This is a genomic window from Bacteroidota bacterium (assembly GCA_018698135.1).
Classification (GTDB): domain Bacteria; phylum Bacteroidota; class Bacteroidia; order CAILMK01; family JAAYUY01; genus JABINZ01.
This window is the reverse complement of record JABINZ010000071.1, coordinates 1-25,915: the sequence shown is the minus strand read 5'-3', so window position 1 is coordinate 25,915 and position 25,915 is coordinate 1. Positions and strand designations below refer to the sequence as shown.

26 protein-coding genes are annotated in these 25,915 nt (G+C 34.4%); 9 read left to right on the top strand and 17 right to left on the bottom strand.

What is annotated here, in order from left to right:
- Position 1: 1 nt before the first annotated feature.
- Positions 2-1,813 carry a hypothetical protein gene (locus tag HOG71_04195; protein ID MBT5990033.1) on the bottom strand — a complete coding sequence of 604 codons (1,812 nt, stop codon included), beginning with the start codon at positions 1,811-1,813 and terminating at the stop codon, positions 2-4.
- Between the two features lie 84 nt (positions 1,814-1,897).
- On the opposite strand from HOG71_04195, the gene HOG71_04190 reads away from it, so the two are divergent.
- Complete coding sequence (locus HOG71_04190) at positions 1,898-3,373, top strand: proline--tRNA ligase (GenBank protein MBT5990032.1); 1,476 nt, start codon at positions 1,898-1,900, stop codon at positions 3,371-3,373.
- Between the two features lie 13 nt (positions 3,374-3,386).
- Positions 3,387-4,115, top strand: a complete 729-nt coding sequence (locus HOG71_04185) for a hypothetical protein (GenBank protein ID MBT5990031.1) — start codon at positions 3,387-3,389, stop codon at positions 4,113-4,115.
- Here the strand turns inward: HOG71_04185 and HOG71_04180 are convergent, their stop codons facing one another.
- Genes HOG71_04180 through HOG71_04165 form a run of 4 tightly spaced genes read right to left on the bottom strand, consistent with a single transcriptional unit; the run spans position 4,116 to position 6,718 of the window.
- The gene (locus HOG71_04180) at positions 4,116-4,616 is read right to left on the bottom strand and encodes a dihydrofolate reductase (protein MBT5990030.1); all 501 of its coding nucleotides are present in this window, start codon (positions 4,614-4,616) and stop codon (positions 4,116-4,118) included. It abuts the gene before it with no gap.
- Entirely contained in the window at positions 4,616-5,104 is a 489-nt protein-coding gene (locus tag HOG71_04175) for a dihydrofolate reductase (GenBank protein ID MBT5990029.1), read from the bottom strand. Before HOG71_04175 ends, HOG71_04180 begins: the two co-directional genes overlap by 1 nt.
- A gap of 11 nt (positions 5,105-5,115) precedes the next feature.
- A complete protein-coding gene (locus HOG71_04170; protein ID MBT5990028.1) occupies positions 5,116-5,910 on the bottom strand; it encodes a thymidylate synthase in 795 nt (264 codons plus the stop codon).
- Positions 5,911-5,917: 7 nt separating this feature from the next.
- Complete coding sequence (locus tag HOG71_04165; GenBank protein ID MBT5990027.1) at positions 5,918-6,718, bottom strand: alpha/beta hydrolase; 801 nt, start codon at positions 6,716-6,718, stop codon at positions 5,918-5,920.
- A 150-nt stretch (positions 6,719-6,868) separates the two neighbouring features.
- On the opposite strand from HOG71_04165, the gene HOG71_04160 reads away from it, so the two are divergent.
- The 6 genes from HOG71_04160 to HOG71_04135 all read left to right on the top strand — a co-directional run bounded on the left by HOG71_04160 (position 6,869) and on the right by HOG71_04135 (position 13,553).
- A complete protein-coding gene (locus HOG71_04160; protein MBT5990026.1) occupies positions 6,869-7,906 on the top strand; it encodes an isochorismate synthase in 1,038 nt (345 codons plus the stop codon).
- Between the two features lie 9 nt (positions 7,907-7,915).
- Complete coding sequence (gene menD, locus HOG71_04155) at positions 7,916-9,574, top strand: 2-succinyl-5-enolpyruvyl-6-hydroxy-3-cyclohexene-1-carboxylic-acid synthase (protein MBT5990025.1); 1,659 nt, start codon at positions 7,916-7,918, stop codon at positions 9,572-9,574.
- A 53-nt stretch (positions 9,575-9,627) separates the two neighbouring features.
- Complete coding sequence (locus tag HOG71_04150) at positions 9,628-10,785, top strand: metallophosphoesterase (GenBank protein ID MBT5990024.1); 1,158 nt, start codon at positions 9,628-9,630, stop codon at positions 10,783-10,785.
- 70 nt (positions 10,786-10,855) lie between these two features.
- On the top strand, positions 10,856-11,971 hold the full coding sequence (locus HOG71_04145) for a hypothetical protein (protein MBT5990023.1): 1,116 nt from the start codon (positions 10,856-10,858) through the stop codon (positions 11,969-11,971).
- Positions 11,972-11,992: 21 nt separating this feature from the next.
- Positions 11,993-13,051 (top strand): hypothetical protein, encoded by a 1,059-nt coding sequence (locus HOG71_04140; GenBank protein ID MBT5990022.1) that lies wholly within the window; start codon positions 11,993-11,995, stop codon positions 13,049-13,051.
- 10 nt (positions 13,052-13,061) lie between these two features.
- Positions 13,062-13,553, top strand: a complete 492-nt coding sequence (locus HOG71_04135) for a gliding motility lipoprotein GldH (GenBank protein ID MBT5990021.1) — start codon at positions 13,062-13,064, stop codon at positions 13,551-13,553.
- Between the two features lie 20 nt (positions 13,554-13,573).
- On the opposite strand, the gene gyrB is transcribed toward HOG71_04135, so the two are convergent.
- The 9 genes from gyrB to HOG71_04090 all read right to left on the bottom strand — a co-directional run bounded on the left by gyrB (position 13,574) and on the right by HOG71_04090 (position 23,087).
- Positions 13,574-15,532: a DNA topoisomerase (ATP-hydrolyzing) subunit B gene (gene gyrB, locus HOG71_04130; GenBank protein ID MBT5990020.1), complete on the bottom strand. Its 1,959-nt coding sequence runs from the start codon at positions 15,530-15,532 to the stop codon at positions 13,574-13,576.
- A 111-nt stretch (positions 15,533-15,643) separates the two neighbouring features.
- Positions 15,644-16,237 carry a dephospho-CoA kinase gene (locus tag HOG71_04125; GenBank protein MBT5990019.1) on the bottom strand — a complete coding sequence of 198 codons (594 nt, stop codon included), beginning with the start codon at positions 16,235-16,237 and terminating at the stop codon, positions 15,644-15,646.
- Complete coding sequence (locus tag HOG71_04120) at positions 16,234-17,205, bottom strand: YbbR-like domain-containing protein (protein ID MBT5990018.1); 972 nt, start codon at positions 17,203-17,205, stop codon at positions 16,234-16,236. Before HOG71_04120 ends, HOG71_04125 begins: the two co-directional genes overlap by 4 nt.
- Positions 17,206-17,210: 5 nt before the next feature.
- Positions 17,211-17,516, bottom strand: a complete 306-nt coding sequence (yajC, locus tag HOG71_04115; protein MBT5990017.1) for a preprotein translocase subunit YajC — start codon at positions 17,514-17,516, stop codon at positions 17,211-17,213.
- A 29-nt stretch (positions 17,517-17,545) separates the two neighbouring features.
- Entirely contained in the window at positions 17,546-18,079 is a 534-nt protein-coding gene (locus HOG71_04110; GenBank protein MBT5990016.1) for a hypothetical protein, read from the bottom strand.
- A gap of 6 nt (positions 18,080-18,085) precedes the next feature.
- On the bottom strand, positions 18,086-18,535 hold the full coding sequence (locus HOG71_04105; protein MBT5990015.1) for a DUF1573 domain-containing protein: 450 nt from the start codon (positions 18,533-18,535) through the stop codon (positions 18,086-18,088).
- 38 nt (positions 18,536-18,573) lie between these two features.
- Positions 18,574-19,497 carry a transcription antitermination factor NusB gene (gene nusB, locus HOG71_04100; GenBank protein ID MBT5990014.1) on the bottom strand — a complete coding sequence of 308 codons (924 nt, stop codon included), beginning with the start codon at positions 19,495-19,497 and terminating at the stop codon, positions 18,574-18,576.
- Positions 19,498-19,675: 178 nt separating this feature from the next.
- Positions 19,676-21,922: a T9SS type A sorting domain-containing protein gene (locus HOG71_04095; protein ID MBT5990013.1), complete on the bottom strand. Its 2,247-nt coding sequence runs from the start codon at positions 21,920-21,922 to the stop codon at positions 19,676-19,678.
- Between the two features lie 154 nt (positions 21,923-22,076).
- Positions 22,077-23,087, bottom strand: coding sequence for a dihydroorotate dehydrogenase-like protein (locus tag HOG71_04090; protein ID MBT5990012.1), 1,011 nt, complete (start codon positions 23,085-23,087; stop codon positions 22,077-22,079).
- A 158-nt stretch (positions 23,088-23,245) separates the two neighbouring features.
- On the opposite strand from HOG71_04090, the gene HOG71_04085 reads away from it, so the two are divergent.
- Positions 23,246-23,932 (top strand): DNA alkylation repair protein, encoded by a 687-nt coding sequence (locus tag HOG71_04085; GenBank protein ID MBT5990011.1) that lies wholly within the window; start codon positions 23,246-23,248, stop codon positions 23,930-23,932.
- A 39-nt stretch (positions 23,933-23,971) separates the two neighbouring features.
- Here the strand turns inward: HOG71_04085 and HOG71_04080 are convergent, their stop codons facing one another.
- The 3 genes from HOG71_04080 to HOG71_04070 all read right to left on the bottom strand — a co-directional run.
- Complete coding sequence (locus HOG71_04080; protein MBT5990010.1) at positions 23,972-24,760, bottom strand: YARHG domain-containing protein; 789 nt, start codon at positions 24,758-24,760, stop codon at positions 23,972-23,974.
- A gap of 53 nt (positions 24,761-24,813) precedes the next feature.
- Entirely contained in the window at positions 24,814-25,194 is a 381-nt protein-coding gene (locus tag HOG71_04075) for a hypothetical protein (protein MBT5990009.1), read from the bottom strand.
- A 274-nt stretch (positions 25,195-25,468) separates the two neighbouring features.
- The coding region (locus HOG71_04070; GenBank protein MBT5990008.1) for an SDR family NAD(P)-dependent oxidoreductase at positions 25,469-25,915 on the bottom strand (447 nt) is incomplete at its 5' end.

Here is a 25,915-nt window from a genome sequence, read left to right as displayed (position 1 = left end):
ATTATCTTCTGTTTGGTGAACTACTTCTTGAACTGGATGATGAACCAGAGCTTTTTGAGCTGGATGACGAACTTGAACTTCGTGAGCTGGATGATGAACTTCTGGCACTTGATCCTGAACTGGAGCTTCTGCTTGGTGATGAATAAGATCTTGAACTACTACTTCCACTGCTACTCTTACTTGGACTTGAGTATGTTTTAGAAGAAGATGAGGATGAACGGCTGCTTGAAGAACTTGGTGATGCAGTACTTCTGTTGCTACTTCCACTACTTGAACTTGGTTTTGAATAACTTCTTGATGTTGAAGTAGATGATCTTGGTGTACTGCTAGAACTTCTTGTACTTGTTCCTGAACTTCTGCTTGGAGATGAATAACTGTTGTTATTTGACTTATTCTCACTTCCTCTTGATGGTGTTGAATACGTTCTATTCGTTGAAGAACTTGGCTTTGTGGTTTGAGTATTTGTTTTACTTGAAGTTGAACTTCCTCTATTATAACCACTGGTTCCAGAATTATTTCCTTCAGGTCTGGTGTAAGTTCTTGTAGATGTATTTGATTTTGTTGGAGTGGTTGTACTTGAATTCCCTGGACGTGTATAGTTATTACTTGAAGGATTCTTTTCAGTACTTACCCTTGTACTTGAACCAGTATTGGTATTAACATCTCCTTTTGTTGTACTTGTATTCAAATCATTTCTACTTGATGTAGTTGTATTTGAAGAACCAGTCTGACTTGTGGTGCCAATTGTACTATTTCTATTTTCATCATTAATACTTCCAGTACCTTTACTTACATCCTTGTGAATGGTTGTACCTGCACCTCTGCTTGTTGTTGATGTTCCGGCTGGAGATACAGTTGATTTGTTATCAACACTCACTCGTTCATTAATATTGTCTTTTGTTCTATCAGGACTGTTTTGAGTACTCGTTCTAGGATAGGAACTACCACTTCCGGTCATTGTTGCTCCTGTTGATGTAGATGAAGTTCCTCTTAATGAATTATCTGATTTTGTATTTGGATCTTCACTTTCTCTTCTCGAACCAAAATAATCTTCAGTTCTTACATCCCTGCTAGACACATGGCTTCCAACACCTTGGCGTGGACCATAATAGGTTTTACCTGAGGCAATTGGATTGTTGTAATAATATTCATTGTTGCTTGAATATCCATCCCAATAGCCATTGTTGTAACCGTTGTTATATCCCCAATAGTAGGAGTTATATCCATAGTTATAATGATGTCCATAATAATAGGGATGATGATGGTGGTGATTATAATACCCATAGTTATGATAATATGAGCCATAATAAAAAGGATCATAATGAGCATATCCGTATCCGTAGTTCCAATAGAAGCTACTATTCCATCCACCATAATATGGATTGTACCAATAAGGATCGTAAAAGAATGGATCGTAGTAACTAAAAGATACATATGGACGATGAAATCTTCTTATTCTTTTGGTATAAGCGTAATCGTAGTCATAATAATCGTAATCATCATATACATCTACATTATCATAATAATTATTTGTAATGTATGTATCACCATTTTCATCCTGATAATACTCAGAATCTTCTGTATCATAATATTGATCGTAGCCATTGCTTTCATTTTCAACGACCTGTTCTTGCTGAACTATTGTTTTTTCTTGTACAATAACCTTGGTTTTCTCAATAACAACTACTTCGCTTACAACTTCTGATTCATCAAAATAGACATCATCATAAGATGTAAGGTTTTTTGTATTTGAGCAACTACTTAATATTATTCCAGAGACGACTAGTAAGGAGACTACTTTTAACGTTTTCATAACTAAGTGTTTTAATTGTGCTCAGAAAAATTTTATCTTTGCTGTTATTGAAAAAACAAAAACTATTCCAAATATAACAATAGAATGGCAAAGAAAATAACTAGCAGACAACAGGATTACTCACAGTGGTACAATGACCTTGTGAAAGAAGGGCAATTGGCAGAGCATTCTGCTGTGAAAGGATCAATGGTTATTAAGCCTTACGGATATGCCATTTGGGAAAATATCCAGTCAGATCTTGACCGAAGATTCAAGGAAACAGGCCACCAGAACGCTTATTTCCCACTTTTTGTGCCAAAATCATTCCTAAGTAAAGAAGCCGCTCATGTAGAAGGTTTTGCAAAAGAATGTGCTGTAGTTACACATTACAGATTAAAAACTTCGGAAGATGGAAAATCAATAGTTGTTGATCCGGATGCAAAATTAGAAGAAGAATTAATTGTTCGACCAACTTCTGAAACTATTATTTGGAATACGTATAAAAACTGGATTCAGTCTTATAGAGATTTACCCTTGTTGATTAATCAATGGGCCAATGTGGTTCGCTGGGAAATGAGAACACGTCTTTTTCTGCGCACTTCAGAGTTTTTATGGCAAGAAGGTCATACAGCTCATGCCAGCTCTCAAGAAGCAGTTGCTGAAGCAAGATTGATCCTTGATATTTATGCAGATTTCGCTGAAAATTATTTGGCCATACCTGTTCATAAAGGTTTGAAAACTGTAAATGAACGATTTGCAGGTGCTGTTGACACTTATTGTATAGAAGCTCTGATGCAAGATGGGAAAGCACTTCAAGCAGGTACATCACATTTCCTGGGTCAAAATTTTGCAAAAGCATTTGATGTAAAGTTTCAAAGCAAAGAAGGCAAACAGGAATTGGTATGGGCAACATCATGGGGTGTATCTACCCGACTGATTGGTGGCTTAATTATGGCTCATTCTGATGATCATGGATTAATTCTTCCTCCAAATGTTGCTCCAATTAAAGTAGTTATTGTTCCTATTTACAAAACAGATGAAGAATGGGCAAAGGTTGATGAGGTTGCAAAAAGAATCACAAAAGAATTAAAATCCTTAGGCATTTCTGTTAAATACGATGATGATGATAATAGAAAGCCAGGATGGAAATTTGCAGAATATGAATTAAAAGGGGTTCCTTTACGAATTGCAATTGGGCCAAGGGATGTTGAAAAAAACAGTGTGGAATTAGCCAGACGAGACACCCTGACGAAAGAGTTTGTATCAGCTGATAATCTTGGACAATACATTTCAGATTTACTTCCTGTAATCCAGAAAAGTATTTTCAACAAAGCGTTAAAAAATAGAGAAGAAAATACCCATAGTGCAAACAGTTATGACGAATTGAAAGACATTCTGAAAAATAAAGGTGGTTTTGTTTGGGCAAATTGGGACGGTACAACCGAAACTGAAATAAAAATTAAGGAAGAAACAAAAGCTACCATTAGGTTTATTCCTTTGGAAGAAGAAAAAATAGAAGGAAACTGTATTTATTCAGGAAAAGCCGCAAAACATCGGGTAGTATTTGCTAAAGCATATTAAAATTAATTATTTCATGAGCACGAATCCAGAACCATTACCACAGGATAGTAAAATCCTTGAATCATTTCTGAAAAAAGCAGATTCAAAACAAGATATATACGTGTATACATCTAAAGCTTTTGAATTAATTAAAACTGAAATAAAAACTGCAAGCGAATGGATCAATGAGTACATCAAACGCAAAGAAGTTGCTGTTAATGTGAATATAAAATATCAGGATCACGGCAAATATGAAACTGAAATGAAATTTGCAGGAGATACATTATTCTTTATTATGCATTCCAATGTATTCACATTTCCTCCGGAGCATTTTATTTTCAAAACTGATTATGTTAAACAAGACCCTTCCCGAGCATATTGTGGCATGATCCTCATCTATAATTTTTTGTCCGACTCCATTAAATACAATAGAGTAAACGATTTGGGTTATTTGTTGGGGCGTATATTTATTAATAAGGAAGGGCATTATTTTATGCAAGGAAAAAGACAATATAGTTTTTTGCATAGAGATTTTTCGCGTTTGATTTTTGATCATGCGGCTGTTCGAACAATCGTAGAATCGGCTGTTACTCAAGCTATTGAATTTGACTTATTTGCACCACCTATTGATTCTATTCAGCAAATTTCTTTAATGGAGAAGATACAAGCCACAGGCAATATCGCATTAAAAACCGGTAAGCGAATGGGCTTTGATCTCGATCCTCGGGAGCATGATGACGATATCAATATGAAGATAAAATAATTAGACTCGATCGTAAATCATAAATGAATAATCAAACGGATTATTTACATCCTTATTTCGATTATTTGTTGAAATACACGTCCATTCATTCCAATTGATTTCTGGGAAAAATGTATCTCCATCATTAATTAATGTATGAATACGGGTTAAATATAATCGATTGGCAATTTTTATTGTTTGCTTATAAATGTTTCCACCACCTATTATAAATATTTCTTCTTCCTTATTTGCTTTTGCAAAACCAATGGCTGATTCTATAGAATTAAAAACAATAGTTCCTTTTAGTTTTAAATTCTTTTCATGACTTACTATCAGGTTTACTCGATCAGGAAGTGGTTTACTTACGCCAAATTCATGAAAAGTTCGCCTTCCCATTATCACATGATGGTTTTTAGTTACCCTAAAGAAATACTTCAAATCTTCAGGCATGTGCCATGGCATTCCTCTATTACGTCCAATTACATTGTTTTCAGATAAGGCAGCAATAAGTGAAACTCTCATTATTTATTGCGCTCTAATAGTAAATAGGAATAGCCCAATGGATTGCTTTCACTTTTAGGATGATCTTCTCTTGAAACCTCTGTCCATTCAGCATAGTTAATTTCTGGGAAAAACACATCTGCATCATAAACTTGATGCACTTTTGTAAGATAAAGTCGATCAGCAATTGGCATAAACTGATTATAAATCATTCCCCCTCCAATAATAAAACATTCTTCATCGGGCGGGCAAAATTTCACAGCTTCATCAATACAATAAACCGTTTCTGTACCTTCAAACTTTTCAGTGGCAACATCAGTAATCACAATACTGGTTCGATTGGGTAAAGGTCTTCTGGGTAAAGACAAATAGGTGTTTTTCCCCATTATTATTTTATGACCAGTGGTTAACTTTTTAAACCTTTTTAGGTCGTCAGAAATATGCCACAATAAATCATTGTTCTTTCCTATTGCATTATTTTCTGCTATGGCTACTATAATTGAAATCATATTTTAATTCATTAAACAGCTATGGGTGCTTTAATGTGTGCATCAGGATCATATCCTATGAGTTCAAAATCTTCAAACTTGAAATCAAAAATATCCTCTACATCAGGATTAATTTTCATTAAAGGTAAAGATTTAGGAGTTCGACTCAATTGAAGTTTGGTTTGTTCCAAATGATTAATATACAAATGCGCATCACCAAAAGTATGCACAAAATCACCAGATTCTAATCCACAGACCTGTGCCATCATCATTGTGAGCAAAGCATAAGATGCTATATTAAATGGAACACCCAAAAAAACATCCGCACTTCGTTGATACAATTGACAACTCAGTTTTCCATCGGCTACATAATACTGAAACATAGCATGACAAGGAGTTAAAGCCATTTCATCTAATTGGCCAACATTCCAGGCATTCACTATAATTCTTCTTGAATCCGGATTGTTATTTATGGTATCAACACATTTTTGGATTTGGTTAACAGTTGTTCCATCTCCTTTAGGCCAGCTTACCCATTGCTCACCATAAATTGGCCCCAAATCACCATTCTCATCTTTCCAATCATCCCAAATGCTTACACCCTGGTCGTTTAAATATTTCACATTGGTTTCTCCTTTCAAGAACCAAAGTAATTCATGTATGATGGATCGTAAATGCAATTTTTTTGTCGTCAATAACGGAAATCCTTTTGACAGATCGAACCGCATTTGATACCCAAATACACTTTTCGTCCCTGTTCCTGTTCGGTCTGATTTTTCAATACCATTTTGGAGAATATGATCGAGCAGATCAAAATATTGTCGCATACTTAACTTATTGACGTTTTGGTTTTTGAAAAACAGATTCAGCAAATTCTTTAATGAGTTTGAAACTTTCTTTCTCTGCTTCAACAAAACCCATATGGCCAGTTCCATGCAATATTTCCAACCTCACTTTTGGTGCTGTATTAGCTTGCTTCTTCACCTTATCAATGGGAATTCTGGAATCCTGATCGCCAGCAATCATCAGAACAGGGATACGTAGTTTTGTCAATGAAGCCAAATGATCATTACGATCTCGCATACCTCTTAGTGACGAAATTGCCCCTTCCTTGGATGTGCTGATTGCTATTTGCTTTAGATTATTAATTTCTGCTGGAAATTTTTCAAGATTATCCTTTGCAAATAATGTTTCTGTAAAATTTCCTAGAAATTCCAAATGATCTTTCTCAACTATCTCAATAGTCCGATCTCTATTAATCTTATCTTCATCAGAATCGGCCTCCACATGTGTATGGAACAACACCAAACCTCTTAAAAGCCGTGAGTATTTTGACGCAAAATCAATAGCAGCATAGCCCCCCATAGAATGGCCAACCAATAAACATTTGTGAATTCCAAGAATTTCGAGTATTGTTTTAACTTCTTCAGCAATCATTTCCATCGATTGATTATCTGATACCACAGAGGACCGACCATGACCTGGCAAATCCAAACTAATTATCCTGTATTTTCCATTTAATTTATCGGTGAACTTATCCCAGATTTCGTGTGATTCAAGAAATCCATGAAGGAAGACAATAGCATCGCCTTGACCATCATCAATAAAAAATATTTCGGGTGCTTTTCTTTCCATATTAATGTAGAATTATTATTTCTATGCTATACGAATTTAGGTATTTTATACTTAGATAGCTCCTGGAAAATTGTGATTCGAAAATCATAAGCTCTAACTTATTGCTAGTTTTTCAATATTTTTGTAAGAAGTTTTCCATGCCAAATTTATATGACCAAATTGAGCACAGATATTAAGTCCACACTTTTTCAAGCAATCGACAAGAAACAAACTTTTGCCGCTTGGCGACTTCCTGATGAAAGCAATATTCAATTCATTGAAGGCCAGATTTCAAGCAAAAGAATTTCTGATCTCAGTTCAACTGCATTTATTATTTCACCTTTTGAGAATAATGAAAATACGTTTTTAGTAATTGAGGAAAATCGAGATAAAAGCGAAATTGCAAAACATTTTATAAAAGAAGATCCAGTAAAACACCATTCAAAATCCGATTATCTTAATCTTGTATCGAAAGGTATACAAGCTATTAAGAATGGGCAATTCGAAAAAGTGGTTCTATCGCGTATGGAAGAGGTTGAACTTCCCACCTCATTTCATGCTGCTGAGCTGTTTTTAAGATTGGTTGAATCTTACCCGAAAGCATTTGTATCTATCGTAAATTCGATTGAAACAGGAACATGGATAGGAGCTTCCCCAGAATTATTACTTAAAAAAGAAGGGAAAGAAATTCAAAGTATTTCGTTGGCCGGTACAATTAGTAAATCTAATAGCGGAAACCTTGAAGATATCAGCTCAAAAGATCGAGTTGAACAAGAAATAGTTTCTCAATTCATACGCGAAAAATTAGATTCTTTTCACATTGCATTTGATGAATCAAATCCTCAAATAGTGAATACAGGTAACCTGAATCATATTAAAACATCCTTCATTGCCAGTGAAACTGAGATTTCGCTTGAGCAACTTATTTTAGGTTTGCATCCTACTCCAGCCATTTGTGGTTATCCTAAAGATATTTCTAAAACATTTATTCTGAAAAATGAGGATTATTCCAGGCAACTATACGGTGGCATTTTAGGACCCGTTTATCATCAAAATAAAGCTGAACTTTACGTTAATTTACGATGTATTCAAGTTACTCGCGAGAAAGGATATTTATATGCGGGCGCAGGCATTTTGCAAGACTCCATTCCTGAAAATGAGTGGCAGGAAACCGTAAAGAAAATGGATACACTCAGGTCGTTACTTTAAATTATCGATATGGCAAAAGACATAAACCAGATTACACACAATCTTATTGAAATTTGTGATAAGCTTTCTATACGCTATGCAGTTTTAGCTCCGGGTTCCAGATCAGCTCCTTTAGCTCTTGCGTTTATTCGAAAAGAAAACATCAAGCATTTTGTTGTTAGCGATGAAAGATCTGCCGCTTATATGGCTCTTGGTATTGCCAGAAAAACAGGTGAAACTGTGGCTTTGGTATGCACCTCGGGAACAGCCACCCTAAACTTTGCTCCTGCCATTGCAGAAGCATATAACCAAGGGATTCCGCTTTTGGTTCTAACAGCAGACCGACCTGTTGAGTGGGTGAATCAAGGAGAAAACCAAACCATCAATCAGGAAAATATTTATGAACCAAATATCCGTAAAAGCTATCGTTTAAATATTTCTTATCCTGATATAGATGCAGAAAAGGAAGCATATAGGCTATTATCTGAAGCAATTCACAAATGTAAATTTCCATTTCCCGGACCTGTTCATGTAAATATTCCTCTTCGAGAACCCCTTTATGAAAATTATAAAAAAGCATCGATACCTGACTATAAGTTAATACGACAAGAAAATGCTGTAATTGATTTGTCTAAAAATCGCTATAAGGAGTTATTTCAACAATTGGTTACACCTAAAAAAGTGATGATTTTGGCAGGGATGTTAGCACCTGATACAAAACTTAGGCGAACATTAAACAAACTTTTCACACTTACAGACTTAGTTTTTGTCAGAGATATTACTGCAAACTTATCTGATTTTGAAAGGGCGATTACCTTTCCTGAGCAAATCATAAAAGATGCTGATGAAAATTTGCTAAAAAAATTACAACCAGAATTACTGATTACTTTCGGAAATTATATCATTTCGAAAGAATTACGACAATTTATCCGAAACTATCCCCCAAAATATCATTGGCACATTGGAATTCATTCCAGTTTCATCGATACCTATCAATCATTGACCCGTGTTCTTCCAGTTGCTCCTGCATCATTTTTCAGCAATTTATTAAGAGAAGTAAAAGTATTTGAAAAACGTAGTTATTCAGGTTATTATCGATTGTGGGAAAAGGCGAATTCTAAAGCCATTCAAACAGTTGCGCAAAAATGCGAACAGGATAGTGAATTAGGCTATTACAAAAAAATAGTAAATGCAATTCCTAAAAATGCCGTTCTTCATATTGGCAATAGTTCTTCCATACGATTTGCAAATGAATTGAGTTTATTTGAAAATAAAAATGCAAAAAACATAGAAGTATTTAGCAATCGGGGTAGCTCTGGAATTGATGGAAGCTTAAGCACAGCAGTTGGCTCATCCATCGTTAGCGATAAACTCCATTTTGTTATTATTGGCGATCAAAGCCTGATGTATGACCGTAACGCACTTTGGAATAAATACATTAAACCCAATCTAAAAATCATCCTCATTAATAATAAAGGTGGTCAGATATTCAGTCGTATGGAAGGTCCAGCCAGTCAAAATGAACTGGACGAATATTTTGTAAATCATGTTGAAACTGATTTCAAAATACTTGCAAACCAACATAAACTTAATTATAGCAAAGCTACACATCTGGAAACCTTCGATAAAGTATTTAAGAAGTTTGTAAAAGAAAATGGTGCAGCTTGTGTGTTAGAAATTGACATTTAGACATACTTTTAATTCAGGAATAATCCTTGTTATAGAAGAGCAAATAATTATTCATGAAAACCTCCATTGCGATCATTTTCGTTTCCATAGTACTCCTTGTATATTCATCCGTTAATTACTACATATTTATACGGGGTTATCATTCCATTCCTGAAGGAAAAAACTATCGTATAATTTATACATCAATATTTCTGATCTTGGCTACTTCTTTTGTTATTGGTCGATTTGGGATGTATTTTCTACCGGAAAAATTATCAACAATTTTTATTCGTGTGGGTTCTTTTTGGATGGCTTTTATGTTGTATTTCTTTCTCTTGGTTTTGGTTTTTGACATAATCAAAGGTGTGCATCATTTTACCAATTTCCTTCCTTCAGTAATCACCGATTCAATGCTAAAAACCAAACAGATATTATTTATTATATCCGTGATTTCAATCGGTTTGCTTGTTCTCGGTGGTCATATAAACGCACTAAATCCAAGAATCAAAAAATTAAATCTAAATATTGAAAAGAATATTGAAGGACGCTCAAACCTGCAAATAGCCCTGATTAGTGATTTGCATTTGGGTTATGTAATCGATCGAAAATATTTGGCTAAAGTAGTAAAGAAAATAAATAATCTGGATCCGGATATTGTTCTATTAGCCGGAGATATGTTAGATGAAGATATTAAACCTGTTTTGTCAAAAAACATGGGGAAAGAGTTTCTGAAATTGAAAGCACCACTGGGAGTAATTGGGATTACAGGAAACCATGAATATATTGGAAATGCTGAAAAGTCCTGCAAATATCTTGAAGACTGTGGGGTGAAAATATTGAGAGATTCTTCCGTATTGGTTGATAATAGTTTTTATATAATCGGCCGAGAAGATCGAGACAAAAAGCGGTATAGCAAAACAGATAGACAAAATATAAACGCCTTAAGCGAACATCTTGATAAAAGCAAAGCGTTAATCATGCTCGACCATCAACCCTACGATTTTGATGAGAAAGAAAATGCTGGCATTGATTTATCTCTTCACGGACATACCCATCATGGCCAAATGTGGCCTCTCAGTTTTATTACCAAAGCTATTTTTAAACTTAGTTGGGGACATTTACAGCAAGGGAAATCGCATTTTTATACTTCATCCGGAGTGGGTGGATGGGGGCCAAGAGTTCGAATTGGCAACAGACCTGAAATTGTATTTATCGAATTGACTTTTAATTAATATTAAGCATTTATAGCATCATAAAGTCCCTTCATTTTGGTTATTTTTGAATTCAGAAATAATACCAATAATGAAGTTTTCGGAGGTAGCAGGTCAGGAGAAAATAAAAGAACAATTAATAAGAAGCACGACAAATAACATGCTTAGTCATGCGCTTTTGTTTATTGGCCCCGAAGGTTATGGAGGATTGCCTTTAGCACTCGCTTTAGCCCAATATCTTAATTGTTTACATCCAGTCGATAATGATTCATGTGGAGAATGTTCTTCTTGTAGAAAAATGGAGAAATTCATTCATCCCGATGTTCACTATACCTTTCCAACCATAAGTGAACAAGGAAAACCATCAATAAGTAGTAAGTTTTACAGCCAGTGGAGAGTAGCATTACTTGAAAACCCGTATTTAAGTTATTACGATTGGTTGCAGCAAATTTCTTCAGAAGCAAAGCAGGGAAATATTCCTGTGGCTGAATGCCATAATATAATTCGGAACTTAAGTTTGAAAGCTTTCGAGGGAGGCAAAAAAATTCAAATTATCTGGTCAGCCGACCTGATGGGAACCAATGGAAATAGCCTATTAAAAATTATCGAAGAGCCGCCACCACACACTCATTTTATTTTTCTTGGAAGAAATAAAGACAGCATATTAAACACCATCCTTTCAAGAACTCAACTGTTATTACTTCCTCCAATTCATGCAACTGGAATTGCAAATAAGCTTAAGACCGATTTACAGCTGGATGACAGTGAAACACAAAGAATTACACAGCTAGCCAACGGGAATTATGCTGACGCGATACGAATAAGTAAAAGCGGAGAAAGTAGTCATGAAGAAGACTTTATTCAGTGGATGCGATTAAGTTTCGATTTTAAAGCTAGTGAAATATTTAGCTTGGTGAATAATCTGAATGCAAAGGGTCGTGAATATATTAAGGACTTTTTACAATACGCCATTCGTATGATACGTGAATGTATGCTGATTTCAAATCAAGCTGATCCTATCACTCGACTTTCTGCTTCGGAAGAAGAATTTGCCCGCAAATTTTCTCAATTTACTACTGGCGAAAAAGCACAGGAATTCTATGAATTACTAAGCAAATCGCAGTATTATGTTGAAAGAAACGCCAATCCAAAAATCATCTTTTTTAATTTATCTTTGCAATTTCACAAGCTTTTAAAGAAAGCCTGACCACTATAGTCAACTGACAAAATGGAATCAAATAGCCTAAATATAAATCCCCAGGACTTACAACTTCCCAAGCCTTCCAGTAGAGATTCTTGTAAGTTTTGTTGTAGCAAACTTGCTACTAACGATTGGATGCAAAAATACATGGATCCGGATATTGCTGCCATACCGGAAATTGTGGAGGTTCAGTTTAAAAGTATCCGTAAGGTTTTTTGTAAAAATCCAAAACAATTAAGCATCAAAGTAGGTGATAAGGTAGTTGTGCAGTGTGCAACAGGTTATGATATTGGTTTTGTGAGTATCAGTAGTGATTTAGTTCGCCTTCAAATGAAAAAAAGGGGTGTAAAAGCTGATTCTGAACATATTTTAAATATTAGTCGAATAGCGCACGAAAAAGATCGTCAGAATTGGGAAGAAACAAAAAAGACTGAATATACTACCATGATTAAAGCCCGACAAATCGCTAAGGATTTGAATTTACAAATGAAATTCAATGATGTCGAGTTTCAGGCTGATCGAAAAAAGGTAACTTTATATTATACGGCAGAAGGCCGTGTTGATTTCCGAGAGTTGATTAAGGTTTTTGCCAAAACTTTTAAAACCAAAATTGAAATGAAGCAAATCGGAATCCGACAGGAATCCGGTCGTTTGGGTGGAATTGGTGATTGTGGTCGCGAGTTGTGTTGCTCAGCTTGGTTAAATGATTTTACAACCGTACCTACTATTGCTGCCAAACAACAAAATCTTTACCTGAATCCAGCTAAACTTTCAGGACAATGCAGCCGCTTAAAATGTTGCCTTAATTATGAATTAGATAGTTACCTGGAGGCTTTTGAGAGTTTTCCGGATGAAAGCATTGAATTACATACAAGCGATGGTACTGCTCGCGTTTTTAAAATTGATATTTTAAAGGGATGGATGTGGTTTATTAATCGTGATTCAAATATGAGTAGTCCTTTTCCCATGCACATAAATAATGTTAAGAAAGTACTCAGCATGAATCAGAAAAAGCAAAAACCAGATATCAGTAAATATATTGAAAAAATTGAAGTTGAAGCTAGTCCAGGTCTTTTAGATTATTAATATGTTAATCATGAGAAAGAATTTATCATTAAACCATATTATTGTCTTGCTATCTATAGGAATTCTCTTTTTTGCAAGTTCATGCACAGAGTCAATCCTTTATCAAAAACATAAGAAAATTCCAGATTTCGTTTGGAAGTATGATTATAAAGTACCCTTTAATTTTGTTATTAAAGATGAAAAAGCCAAATACAATACCTACTTCAATTTGAGAACAAGCAGTTATTACCCATATAGTAACATTTGGATTTTAGTTAAAAAATTCAACAAGAATGGTTCTCTTATTTCCGAAAAAAAATATGAATTTATCCTTGCAGATATTGATGGAAGATGGTTTGGAGATGGATTAGGTGATATTATTGACAATAAGTTATCATTAGAAAATAATATCTCCTTTGAATCAAAAGGCGAATATTCCTACTACATCAATCACGAAATGCGCTCCGATAATCTGGATGGGATTATGGATATTGGAATTAGCGTAGAAAAAGTTATTGAATAAACTTATAAACTGAGCTCGGTTTACACATCAATATTTGCATATCGAGCATTTTGCTCGATAAACTCTCTTCGAGGTGCAACCTCATCTCCCATTAACATCGAAAAAATACGATCCGATTCCGCTGCATTTTCAATATTCACTAAACGCAAGGTTCTTCGATCAGGATCCATGGTTGTTTTCCAAAGCTGCTCAGCATTCATTTCACCCAAACCTTTGTAACGCTGAATATTAACAGAACTCTCTTTCCCCTCGCCTTTCATTCGCTGAATAGCTAAATCTCTTTCATCATCATTCCAGCAATATTGTTCCTGGCTGCCTTTTTTGACTAAATATAATGGAGGTGTTGCAATATATACATAACCACTTTCTATCAGTTTTTTCATGTAGCGGTAGAGTAAAGTGAGAATCAATGTAGTGATATGACTACCATCAACATCGGCATCAGTCATGATGATAACTTTGTGATAACGAAGCTTATCCATATTCAGGGCTTTGTCATCCTCTTCTGTTCCAATATGAACGCCTAATGCGGTAAACAGATTTTTAATTTCCTCGTTATCGTATATCTTATGCTCTAAGGCTTTTTCAACATTCAGAATTTTTCCTCTAAGTGGTAAAATAGCTTGAAACTGTCGGTTTCTTCCTTGCTTTGCTGTTCCTCCCGCTGAATCTCCCTCAACCAAATACAATTCACAAATAGAAGGATCGCTTGACGAACAATCAGCTAATTTCCCAGGTAATCCGGCTGAGTTAAATCCCCTTTTTCGCTGCACCATTTCACGTGCTTTGCGTGCTGCATGACGTGCCTGTGCTGATAATACAACTTTATTTACAATGAGACGCCCTTCTTTTGGATGCTCATCTAAATAAGCATTTAGTGCTTCGGTAACAAAACTATCGACTGCTCCCATGGCTTCCGAATTACCAAGTTTAGTTTTCGTTTGTCCCTCAAACTGTGGTTCAGCAATTTTAACAGACAATACAGCTGTTAATCCTTCACGAAAATCATCTCCACTTATTTCGAATTTAACATTTTTCAAAAGTCCTTCTTTCTCTGCATAGTTTTTAAAACTACGGGTCAATGATCTTCTGAAACCTGAAATATGAGTTCCACCCTCTATTGTATTGATATTATTCACATAAGAATGAAGGTTCTCATTATAGGATGTATTATATTGAAAGGCAATGTCAATAGGAACTCCATTCTTTTCTCCTTCAAAATAAATTGGCTCTGGAATTAAAGAATCTCTTGTTTTATCAATAAACTGAACAAATTCAGACAAGCCACCTTCAGAATAATACTCTTCAAAGCGAGGCCCATTTCCATTTTCATGTTCACGTAAATCTTTAAGACTGAGTTTTACCCCTTTATTTAAATATGAAAGTTCTTTTAATCGAGTTCTAAGCGTATCAAATTTGTATTCAAGAACCTGAAAAATGCTATCATCAGGTTTAAAAGTAACATAAGTACCCGTTTTATCGGACTTACCCATTTCTTTTACAGTATACATTGGTTTGCCACATTCATATTCCTGCATATAAACATGCCCATCTCGATGTATTTCAGCTTTCAAATGTTTTGATAAAGCATTTACACAAGAAACACCAACACCATGCAAACCGCCAGATACTTTATAGGAATCTTTGTCAAATTTACCACCAGCATGTAATACGGTCATTACAACCTCTAAGGCTGATCTTTTTTCTTTAGTATGCTCTTCAACCGGAATTCCTCTACCATTATCTTGTACAGTAATGGAATTGTCTTCATGAATGATAGTATGAATTTCATCACAATGTCCGGCAAGTGCCTCGTCAATTGAGTTATCGACTACTTCATAAACCAAATGATGTAAGCCTCGGGTGCTAATATCACCAATGTACATAGCAGGTCTTTTTCGAACTGCTTCCAACCCCTCTAAAACTTGTATATTATCAGCTGTATATTGGCTGTTATCTTTTACTTGATTTTCGCTCATTCTAGCATATTTTAATTCAGTGTAAAAGTACTAAACACTATTGTCTTTAGGCTAATTTTTTATTGCATTTTATCCACAAATTTCAGGGCGAATTGTGATATCTATCTTATTCTAAATTAGGGATTTAGAAAGCTCTTTGTGGAGACTTAAAATCTGTCGAATAAGTGGGTGTTTCATGTCGTTAAAAATAACAAAATCGCTTCGTTTCATTTTCTCAACATCTGCAAGTTGATTATGCACTCTTTTTAACAATTCTTCTTCATTTGTTTGATCTCTTTCCATCAATCTTTTGAGGCGCATTTCCAATGGAGCAAACACAGCAATAATGAAGTCCAGATTTTTATAGGTATTGGATTCAAATAAAAGAGCTGATTCTTTAATTACATAGGCATGTTGTTGATGCTGGGAGCACCAAGCATTAAAATCATCAACTACTGCAGGATGAACAATTGAATTTAGCGTTGCTAAAGCCTTTTCATTAGAAAAAACAAGGGAGGCTAAAGCTGCTTTATTCAAATTATTTTGGTCATCATAAAGATGGTTGCCAAAGGCAGCTTTAATTTGCTTGATTAAGCCACTATTTGATTGAATTAATTCTTTTGATTTCTCATCTGAATAATAAACAGGAACACCAAGGTGTTCGAAGATGCTGCAAACAGTAGTTTTGCCACTTCCTATTCCTCCGGTTACTCCTACCTTAATCATTTTATTACAATATAGTCTACGTATTCAGGATCTATACTTACCCGATAAATGTATTCCTCTTTAAGCTTGCAATATACCTTAATTTTTTCATCAGAAGCGTTATTAAAATCTTCCAACTTAATATAGGGTTCAAAATCAAAATGTGAAACTGAATTAAAAACACTTACTGCGGCATGAAACTTAATCGTAACTTTTTCTGGGATTAAGCTTATAGTATCTCTAACACTAGCGGGTATATTAATGGGAATAATCAGACTACCTTCACTCAGTTGCTCTACGGGTATTTTTAAATTGAATAGCTCCTGACTATAGCTTATATTTTTTGAGCTTAAATCCACCAAGCTTATTTGATCGTTGATTTCTGCTTCTAACTGTTTATAATCACGAAACTTGGTTCTTATTTCCTGAATTTTATTGACTTCGGATTCTGGCCCTGAAATCACAACAGTTTGAGGTTCAATTTGTACAGGCCCCGACAAACCATATTGGCTATTAAAATGAATATCCAAATTATGAATAATTGGAACTTCCTTAATAATCAATTTCTCAAAATCCATAATCAGCACTTCAGGACTAACTAATAGAAATTTAATATTTGCAATCTCTTCCGGCAAATGAGAAATTAATAGATTTGATGTTTTAATGGACTTTTGTTCAGCGAATTGAGTCAAGTTTAATACTATTGACTTTTTCCTTTTGAAACGCTTGAACTTCATTATATCCCAACCTGTAGATTCATAATGAACTTCCAAATGATCAGGCAAGGGTTTTTTTAAGGTCAAACCATCTGGTGAATACAAATAAGAAATGGGGAAATGGATTTTGGCTTGATAGGTTTGATCAAATGATCGTAACAACCAAAAAATTGTTGCTACAAATACAGCTATAAAAAAAATAACCAGACCTTTACGATTCGCAGGTCTGGGCATTTCAGTTAATATGGTCTTGGAATCTGTATCCCTCACCATTTATATTAGCTATTATTCAAACCTTTAGAAGCTTCCATTGAAACAGCTTCTTTTTGAATAGTCATTTTTACACCATTTCCAACTTCAATGATGAAATCCTTCTCCTTGATTTCTACAATTTTTGCATGTACTCCACCAATTGTGATAATCTTATCTCCTTTACTTATGGTGTCCTTAAAACCTCTTTGCTCTTTCGCCTTTTTTGATTGAGGCCTGATCATAAAGAAATAAATGATTACTAGGATTAGAATAAAAGGCATGAAAGTTTGCCACATTGGCTTTGCCTCCGCACCTTCTTGTGCTGGCATCATTAATAAAATGCTTAATAAATTTAGAAATGTCATGGTTTAATTTTTAAAATAATAAAAGTTTTGGGTAAAGTATCATGTAATCCTTTGGGATAATAATTCAAATAAAAAATTGCGTCAAAAGGGATTAAACGACATAGAGTTCTTAATGCTACCTTTTGAAAACTAATCCTATATCCAGTCTGGCTATCAATGACTTGTAATTGTAAAATTAATTTCCCAATTGTTTGACCTGTAAATGATTCAAAAATAAAACAATATACCAGATAAAAAACTACATTAATGGTATGATTTGTTTCCTGAAAAAATGTAGACGATATAATTGTTCCCAAAGTAACTGATATAACAATATCAATAAAAAAGCTAAGTAACCTTAAATACCATGGGGCAAGTAAAAACGTTTGACCATTTATAATGAGGTTTTGTTTATTTCTTTTAGTTGACAAAATTACTATGACTGGAACTATAACAATAATTATAAATGGTAGTAAGGAAAACAGGGGATTTGCCTTCACACTTCCATTTGAAACCTGCAATAAAACAACTATATTGTTTATAATTTCCAAACTAAATTAATTAATTATTTTTCCTTTAATATATAATTGTCGAACGTTTGGGACAGTATTTGAATAAACTGAAATATTTTTATCAAACTTATCTTCACGTCCTTTACTATCAAATATAATTTTTATAAAATCTGAATTACCGGGTTTAATTGGATATCTTGGAAACTCCGGAACTGTACATCCACAGGCAGGAACACAATTCGAAATAATTAAATCGCCATTTCCTGTATTGGTAAATTTAAACGCATAACTATATTTACCACCTTCCTTAATAGTTCCAAAATCATGTGTTTCTGTTCGAAATGTCAAAATAGCCTGATTATTACTCTCTTTTCCAGATGCAGTTGAAGGAACATTAATCAAATCGGTATCAATTTCTCCTTCAGTGGAAGTTTGCTGGCATGAGAATAATCCCATGACGAAAAATATAGATACAAATAAATGCAATTTTTTCATTCTTTGACGATAATTATTTTTAGCAAATTTATAAAACTCTATTTATCAATCAGTCCAATTCCCTTCTTATTTATTCTTTTTTCCTTTTCAAAATCAATTAGCAAATTATCCAATACCCCATTTATAAACTTTTTGCTGTTTGGTGTACTGTAATTTTTTGATAACTCAATACATTCATTGATTGTAACTTTAACAGGTATATTAGCAAAGAATAAAAACTCAGTCACACCCATTTGCAAAATAATGCTGTCAAGAAGTGGTATACGGCTTGGCTCCCATTTCTCTATTTTTGCAGCAATCAATTCTTCATTCTCTTTTTTTCTGGCCACTGTTTCTTTGAACAAATCTTTAGCAAAACTAAAGCTTACATCATCATCATGCGAAAGTGGAAGAAGAAAAACTTCATTTTCGGGATCAGACAATATGTTTTTGAACGTTTTCACAGCCATTTGCACAGCTACTTTCGAATCATCCAACCAATTAAAAAACTTGTCTTCCAGAAACTGATCGACTAGCGAGAAGTTTACAGTATAGTGTTTCAGGATAAAACTAAATAATTCAAATAACTGCTCTTCTTTTGGATCTTTCTCGTAAATGAAATCTTTATAAACATCGCTGGTTTTGAGATTGACAAACACTTTTCTTAACATACTCAAATCTTCAGAGTCCCATAGCAACTTGTACTTTTTCAACTCTTTTTCAAGTAATTCGCTTGAATCCAGCTTTTCAATAAGAACATTTGTATAAAAATTCTTATGCATATTTATTTCACGAGCAGATGGAATATTGTTATCCCGAACTTCGCTATCGTACTTCTCGGCTAATGAACATAACTCTTTGGTAAACAGGAGAAGAAACAAATAAAGCTCATACATCTTGTTTATGCTGTTCATCATGTCCCTCTCTGCCTGATATTCTTCTTTATCAGTCCCTGAACTCCAAAAGGAATACAATGCTTGCATTACCTTAATCCTAATGTGCCTTCTGTTGAGCATAAATCAATTGTTAAAATAAGCCAGGCATTCAATAATGCCTCATTTTTGAAAGGTCAAAGTTAGATTAAATAACACAGACTAAATAATTGAAACTCAAAAAAAAAGACCTGACAAAGCAGGCCTTTTAGATCATTCAAAAACTGAATTAGTTTAAGATAATTTTATGGACTTCGGATATTCCATCCATTTTGAAAATGAGGAAATACAAACCCTTATCCAGATGGTTTAGCTGAATTTCTTTTTGCTGCTGATTGTATCGAATATCCATTTGACTTTCATATACAATTTCTCCAAGCATATTGCTTATTTGCACATTTGCTAATCCGTTTCTTTCGCTTTTAATCGAAATATTGATTTGTCCATTTGTTGGATTTGGGTATAAAATGAGTTGATTATCCCGACTTCCTTCCTTCATGCCAACACCTCCAAATGGAAATGGCTCGGATGTAGACTTACAGCCATATTGGTTAGACACCTCTATTTTGTACCACCCAGGTATGGTTGCATAATATCCTTGCGAATTTGAACCAACCAATAAAGTGTCATTTCTATACCACTGATTTCCTGTTAAGGAGGACGACACTAATATAGAATCTCCACTTGTGCTTATGCTTGGTTTAGGTGGTTTAGGGTAATTTGAAATAACTAGATTCAGGGAAGTTCCATTGCAGCCAGCAGCATTTGCTGCAAACAAAGTATAGGTTCCTGCATCCTTCACAATAATTTGCTTCGATGTGCTGATTAAATTTCCATCTTTTCGCCATTCATAGGTATTGAAATTACTAACAGGCTCTACAATCAGGCTATCGCCTATGCAAATAACTTTATTTCCTGAATGATTCAAAACAGGTGTTAGCTGACCCAATGAAATAGCTATATGCGCAGATGAACCTACACATGGACCTGATATTACCTTCAAATAATAATCACCTGAATCGTATACAGTAAGCGTTTGCTCATTTACTCCCTCTATGATAATTACTCCGTTTTTATACCAGGTATAATAATCGAATCCCGACTGCCCAACTATAAAAGCGCTATCACCAATACAAAATGAAGTGGCTGTTGGTGTAATAGATGGCTTTAAATTGTTGACGACAAAATTAAATGTATCGGAATATCCTCTACACAAATCAGTATTTAGTACTTCAAGCCATACAGTTTTTGTAGATGTCACTACTATGCTTTTTGTCGTTTCACCTGTTGACCATTTATATTCTGTATATCCATCTTCAGCGGTAAGGGTTCGCTGGTCTCCTTTACAGAAAACTGTCCCTGACACATCGAAAGTAACTTTTGGCTTATAATCGTCACAAATGGTAATTTTTCGAATAACATGATTATTAAAATCAGCTACATAAACAAAATGATAATCACTTGGATCGACCACCATTTGGCGTGTATCATCAAAACGTGCTGCTGTAGCAGTATCATTAACATAACCCGCTACATTTATTTGAGGACTACCGGCAAACACTGACGATTTGTTTCCATCCCAGCGAACAATTTTATGCTGATCACTTACATAAACAATTCCTCTGGAATCGATGTAGACATCACTTGGAGTCCACAATGTTGGGTATATTAATACAGTAGAAACTTTTCCGCCCGATATTTTTCTTAATGCCTGACTTTGCCATTCTGCTACATAAATATCTCCATTGGTGTGGACGTAAATACCCGTTGGCCAGTTAAACAAAGCTTGACCCAAAGCATTTCCATCTGCATAACCGGCTGAATCGGGAATACCAGCAATAGTAGTTACCATGCCATTAATGCCAATTTTCCGAATACAATTATTTCCCTGATCAGCTACATAAATATTACCAGCTGCATCGCAATCTACATCAGAAGGATTTTTAAATTTTGCTGTTTGCCATGTTCCATCACGGTGTCCGGGGTAACTGGTAAAACAATTAGGATTACCGGGTCCGGGAGCAGAATATTTTCCTGCTTTAACCCCACACCAAAGTGCTTTTCCTATGGATGCCTGCATAGGGTCAATTCTACGAACACAATGGTTTCCAAAATCTGCCACATACAGTGTATCGTCTGGTCCAAAACAAATTCCCGCAGGATTACTGAATTTAGAAGATGTTGCTGCTGCAATATCAAAACAGTCTTGTCCAACAGCTCCGGCTTTCGTATAAACCATACCACTGGGTGCTATTACACGAATGGTATGATTCGACCATTCCGACACCCACATATAACCGTCTTTGTCGAAAGCAACACCTACAGGGTTGTTAAATTTTGCATTCAAACGCGTTGTTCCTACTGCATTATGCCCGGCAACATTAGGTGTACCAGCATAAAGGGAAACATTTTGCGCTAAAGTTTGAGTAGTTGATATTATCAGAATACCAATTAGGAGTGTAAATACGCTTCTCATAATAAATAATTTGTTTATCAATTTCAGGCTTGTTGCTTACAAAGTTATAGAAAAATTAGAATGTGATTTCAAATAAGGAATAATAAAATTAGTGGTTTCGGTGGAATTAATCAAAAAAGAGAGGTCTTTTGAACCTCTCTTTTGCTTATTCAATTTATCTGGGAGAATACTTCTTGAAGATATGATCCGACTTCATCAGTATATCGACATATTGTGCCCTTTTGTAAGCATAAGGATCGTTAATTGACTTTTTCGACAGTTTCCCTTTAAAATCATCTAACTTATAATAGTTCTTACTTTGCATATAAGCCTCTATTTCTTCCAACATCGTTTTAATATAGGTGACCTTATTCTTATACAATGTGCTAACAATCTGCACAGAATCGGCTCCTGCCAAGATCATTTTTATAGCATCTTTGCCCGTATAAACACCCGTATTGCTACAAATGTTTGCATTAATTTGATTGTATAGTAAGCCCGCATATCTCAATGCCAATCGGTTATCATCTGGGTTACTCAAATTATATGGAAAAACCAATTCGTTGTTTTCAATATTAAAATCCGGCTGAAAAAGCTTATTAAACAGCACAAATGCACCAACTCCAACCTCATCCATTTTAGCGATAACATTTAATGGATTCGAGTAGAAAGGACTTAATTTAACACTAAAAGGTATCTTAATTTTTTCCTTAATCTTTTTAAGCATATTTATTTGGGCCGTTTCAATGCTGTGACCTTCTGTATCCAAATCCTTTGGAACTGCATAAAAGTTCAATTCAATTCCATCAACACCTGTTTCTTGAATTTTCTCCACATAATCAATCCATGTATCTTCATACACACAATTTAAGCTAGCAATGAGTGGGATGTTTAATATCTCTTTCGCTTTTTTGAGATTCATTAAATGTTCTTTGGGTCCTGCATGCTTCATGCTTGGAAATAAATTAATCATTTCGGCATGACGCTCATTGTATTCAGCCATTTCTTCTTCAAATTCCAATTCCTCAATTTGAATTTGCTCCTCGAAAAGAGATTTATAAACAATTGCTGCTGCACCGGCATTTTCCAGCTCTTTTAATGTTTCGTGATCAGTGACCAAATTACTGGCCCCTACTATTAATGGGTTTTTTAGCTCAATGCCCATATATGTTGTCTTCAGATCAATCATATGCTTTATTTTATTTAGGTATTAGATTACTTAATTAGGTTCTGTTCATAGTTTTATATGATGCGTAAATTTAGCCAAATAATTAATATTCTCAAATAGGAATAGATTATATAATCAGAATATTTTTATAAGCTTTGCATTAAAATCAGACTTTAATGAATTATTTAAAACCATTAATCGATTCATTCTCATCGAATGCTAATCCGGAATATGCAGTTTGGATGGAGAAATACATGCGCAATCAGTTTAGGTTTTTTGGTTTGCGTGGACCAAAATTGAAAGAATTAGGAAAGCAATTTATTAATGAATACGGGCTTCCTCCAATAGCCGATTATCCAGCAATTGTGAAACAACTTTGGGATTTGAATGAAAGAGAATTTCAATTTTTCGCCCTTAGCTTAATGGGCAAAATGAAAAAACAAACAGATGCTAGCAACATTGTTGTATACGAATTTCTGATTACTGAAAAAAGTTGGTGGGATACGGTAGATCATCTGGCAGCAGGGTTGGTTGGCTATCATTTCATTCGTTTTCCTGAACAAATTATACCCAATACAGAAAAATGGATGAGTTCAGGAAATATGTGGTTGCAACGCTCAGCCTTGCTCTTTCAACTCAAGTATAAAAAAGAAACTGATTTTGATTTACTCACTTCATACATCAAACGCTTAATGCACTCCAAAGAGTTCTTTATTCGTAAAGCCATTGGCTGGACACTGCGTGAATACTCTAAAACCGATCCTGCATCGGTTATCGATTTTGTACAGAGCTACGAAGAGCAGCTTTCGGGCCTGAGTAAACGAGAAGCACTGAAAGCGATTGAACGGAAGAGTAAAAAATAATGCTTGACGATACAGGGGAGCTCATGTTAGGCAGCGAATTTATTCTTTTTCCTTTAATATTAATCTAATATTTATTTTCTCAATCGGGTTCAATTTGGATTCAACATTAGATGCTAAAGGTTTATACCATTCTTTCGACTCAAAGTATAATTTCCATTCTGAAGATTTGAATATATATCCATGATCAGCATAAATTTCATTTCTCATTAAATCAAGGTCATGTTCTGGAATCGAATCAAGCTCTGTTTGGCTGATTAGTCTGACTGATGTAAATGGATATTTGCGATTTTTCTGTGGATAAAATGGACCTATTTTTTGCAATATACCTTTCTCTGATATAATGAAATGACTATATGCGATTTTTTGATGCTCTACTTTTTGACTTGAAGTATTGTATTCTTCATAGGTTGTTTCACAAATAATCAATGAGTCCTTTATTTCAAAATTCTTATAATCAGAAAAACTCAGATCTTCATAATGATGACCTGATTCGATTTGGTCAATAAATTTTCCTGTTTTATCTAAAATAATTAGAATCTCTTTCTCACACATTCCTCCAGCTGCACATGGAATATTAACCCGAAACATATCATAATTTGAATGTTCATATATTTTCACAGGATAACATCTATTCTCTTCAGGATTAAATTCTATTTTAAAAAATGTCTCTGCTAATTTGTTCGGTATCCTTAAAGAACCTTCAACTTCAATAAACTCAACAAAATTCAAATCGTTAAAATAACTTTTCAAGCTATCATATTTGTCTTCCTGAGCATTGATCAATGTCCAGCTAATAATTATCAATATGGTTAAACCTGTTCTTTTCACTTTTATGCTGCCTACCGTTCAGCTTTTAATAGTACGAAGCGTTAAGCGAAGTATTATTTGAAGCTGGTGTTGTGTGTAGTTTTAATTATTTCAATTGCAAGATTTTCAAACTTTTGAATCAAATTTAAAGAAAATTTAATACTCATATCGAAGGCCAGCAAGTCTATGAAATAGTTTTGAGTCTTGAAGTAATCCTCAAATTCTCTAGTTAACGTAATATTATCCTTTTGATATTGGTTTTGGTCATTGTAAAACAATAATAAAGTCATTATTTTTCTCAATCCAAGTATTCCTACTTTTCGGCTAACTATTGTAAACGCTTCAATTGACTGAAGTTCATTCAAGGATACTTTCAAGAATTTTATCAAACCATCAGGTAAATTACTAATAGGTGTAAATTTTAAATTGGTTCCAGTTTCAATTTCGTAGTTCATCTTTCTTCAAATTTGGAACAACGTTTTTGTATCGTACTGATTATTAATATTATATAGATTCTGTTTTGCTCATACACTATTAATTTTCCACTCTTAAACGTTCGCTTGGAGAATCTATTTCTCTGACGAAATAGAGAGGATTACACACAACTATTAAATATCCGCTTTCTTGTAACAATAGTCGTTCAAGAAATGCAACTAGCTGCTACTGAAAATCTAAGTTTTACATTAAGCTAATTTCGATAATTATAATTTGAACAGTATCATATTTCAACTAATTTTTAGTGAGATGGGTTTCTGACCCGATGTTGGACTTTTCTTTAAACGCTTTTATTATCTCGATTGCGGATGTATGAGGTCTGCCTGCAGCTTTTTCAAAATCGGAGGGAATATCATTTGCACCATTCCTAATTCCTTCGTAAATCCCGGCTATAACAGTTCCTATAAAATCGCCTAATTCTTCTTTTCTTTCAGTTGCATATGCCTCTACTGAAACTGAATTATAAACGAGATTCGTTTTGTAGATTTTATTTATATAATCTGCAAGTTGACTTTGAGAAATGGGTTCGCCTACAAGATTATACAACTTTCCGCTATGTTTATCATCTATCAGCATTTTTGTGTATGCATATCCTAACTCTTCTCTGCATGTATAAGTACATTTTCCAGAGCCAGCACAATTTCTAATTTCTCCATCTTTAAGGTAGGTCTCAATGTACTC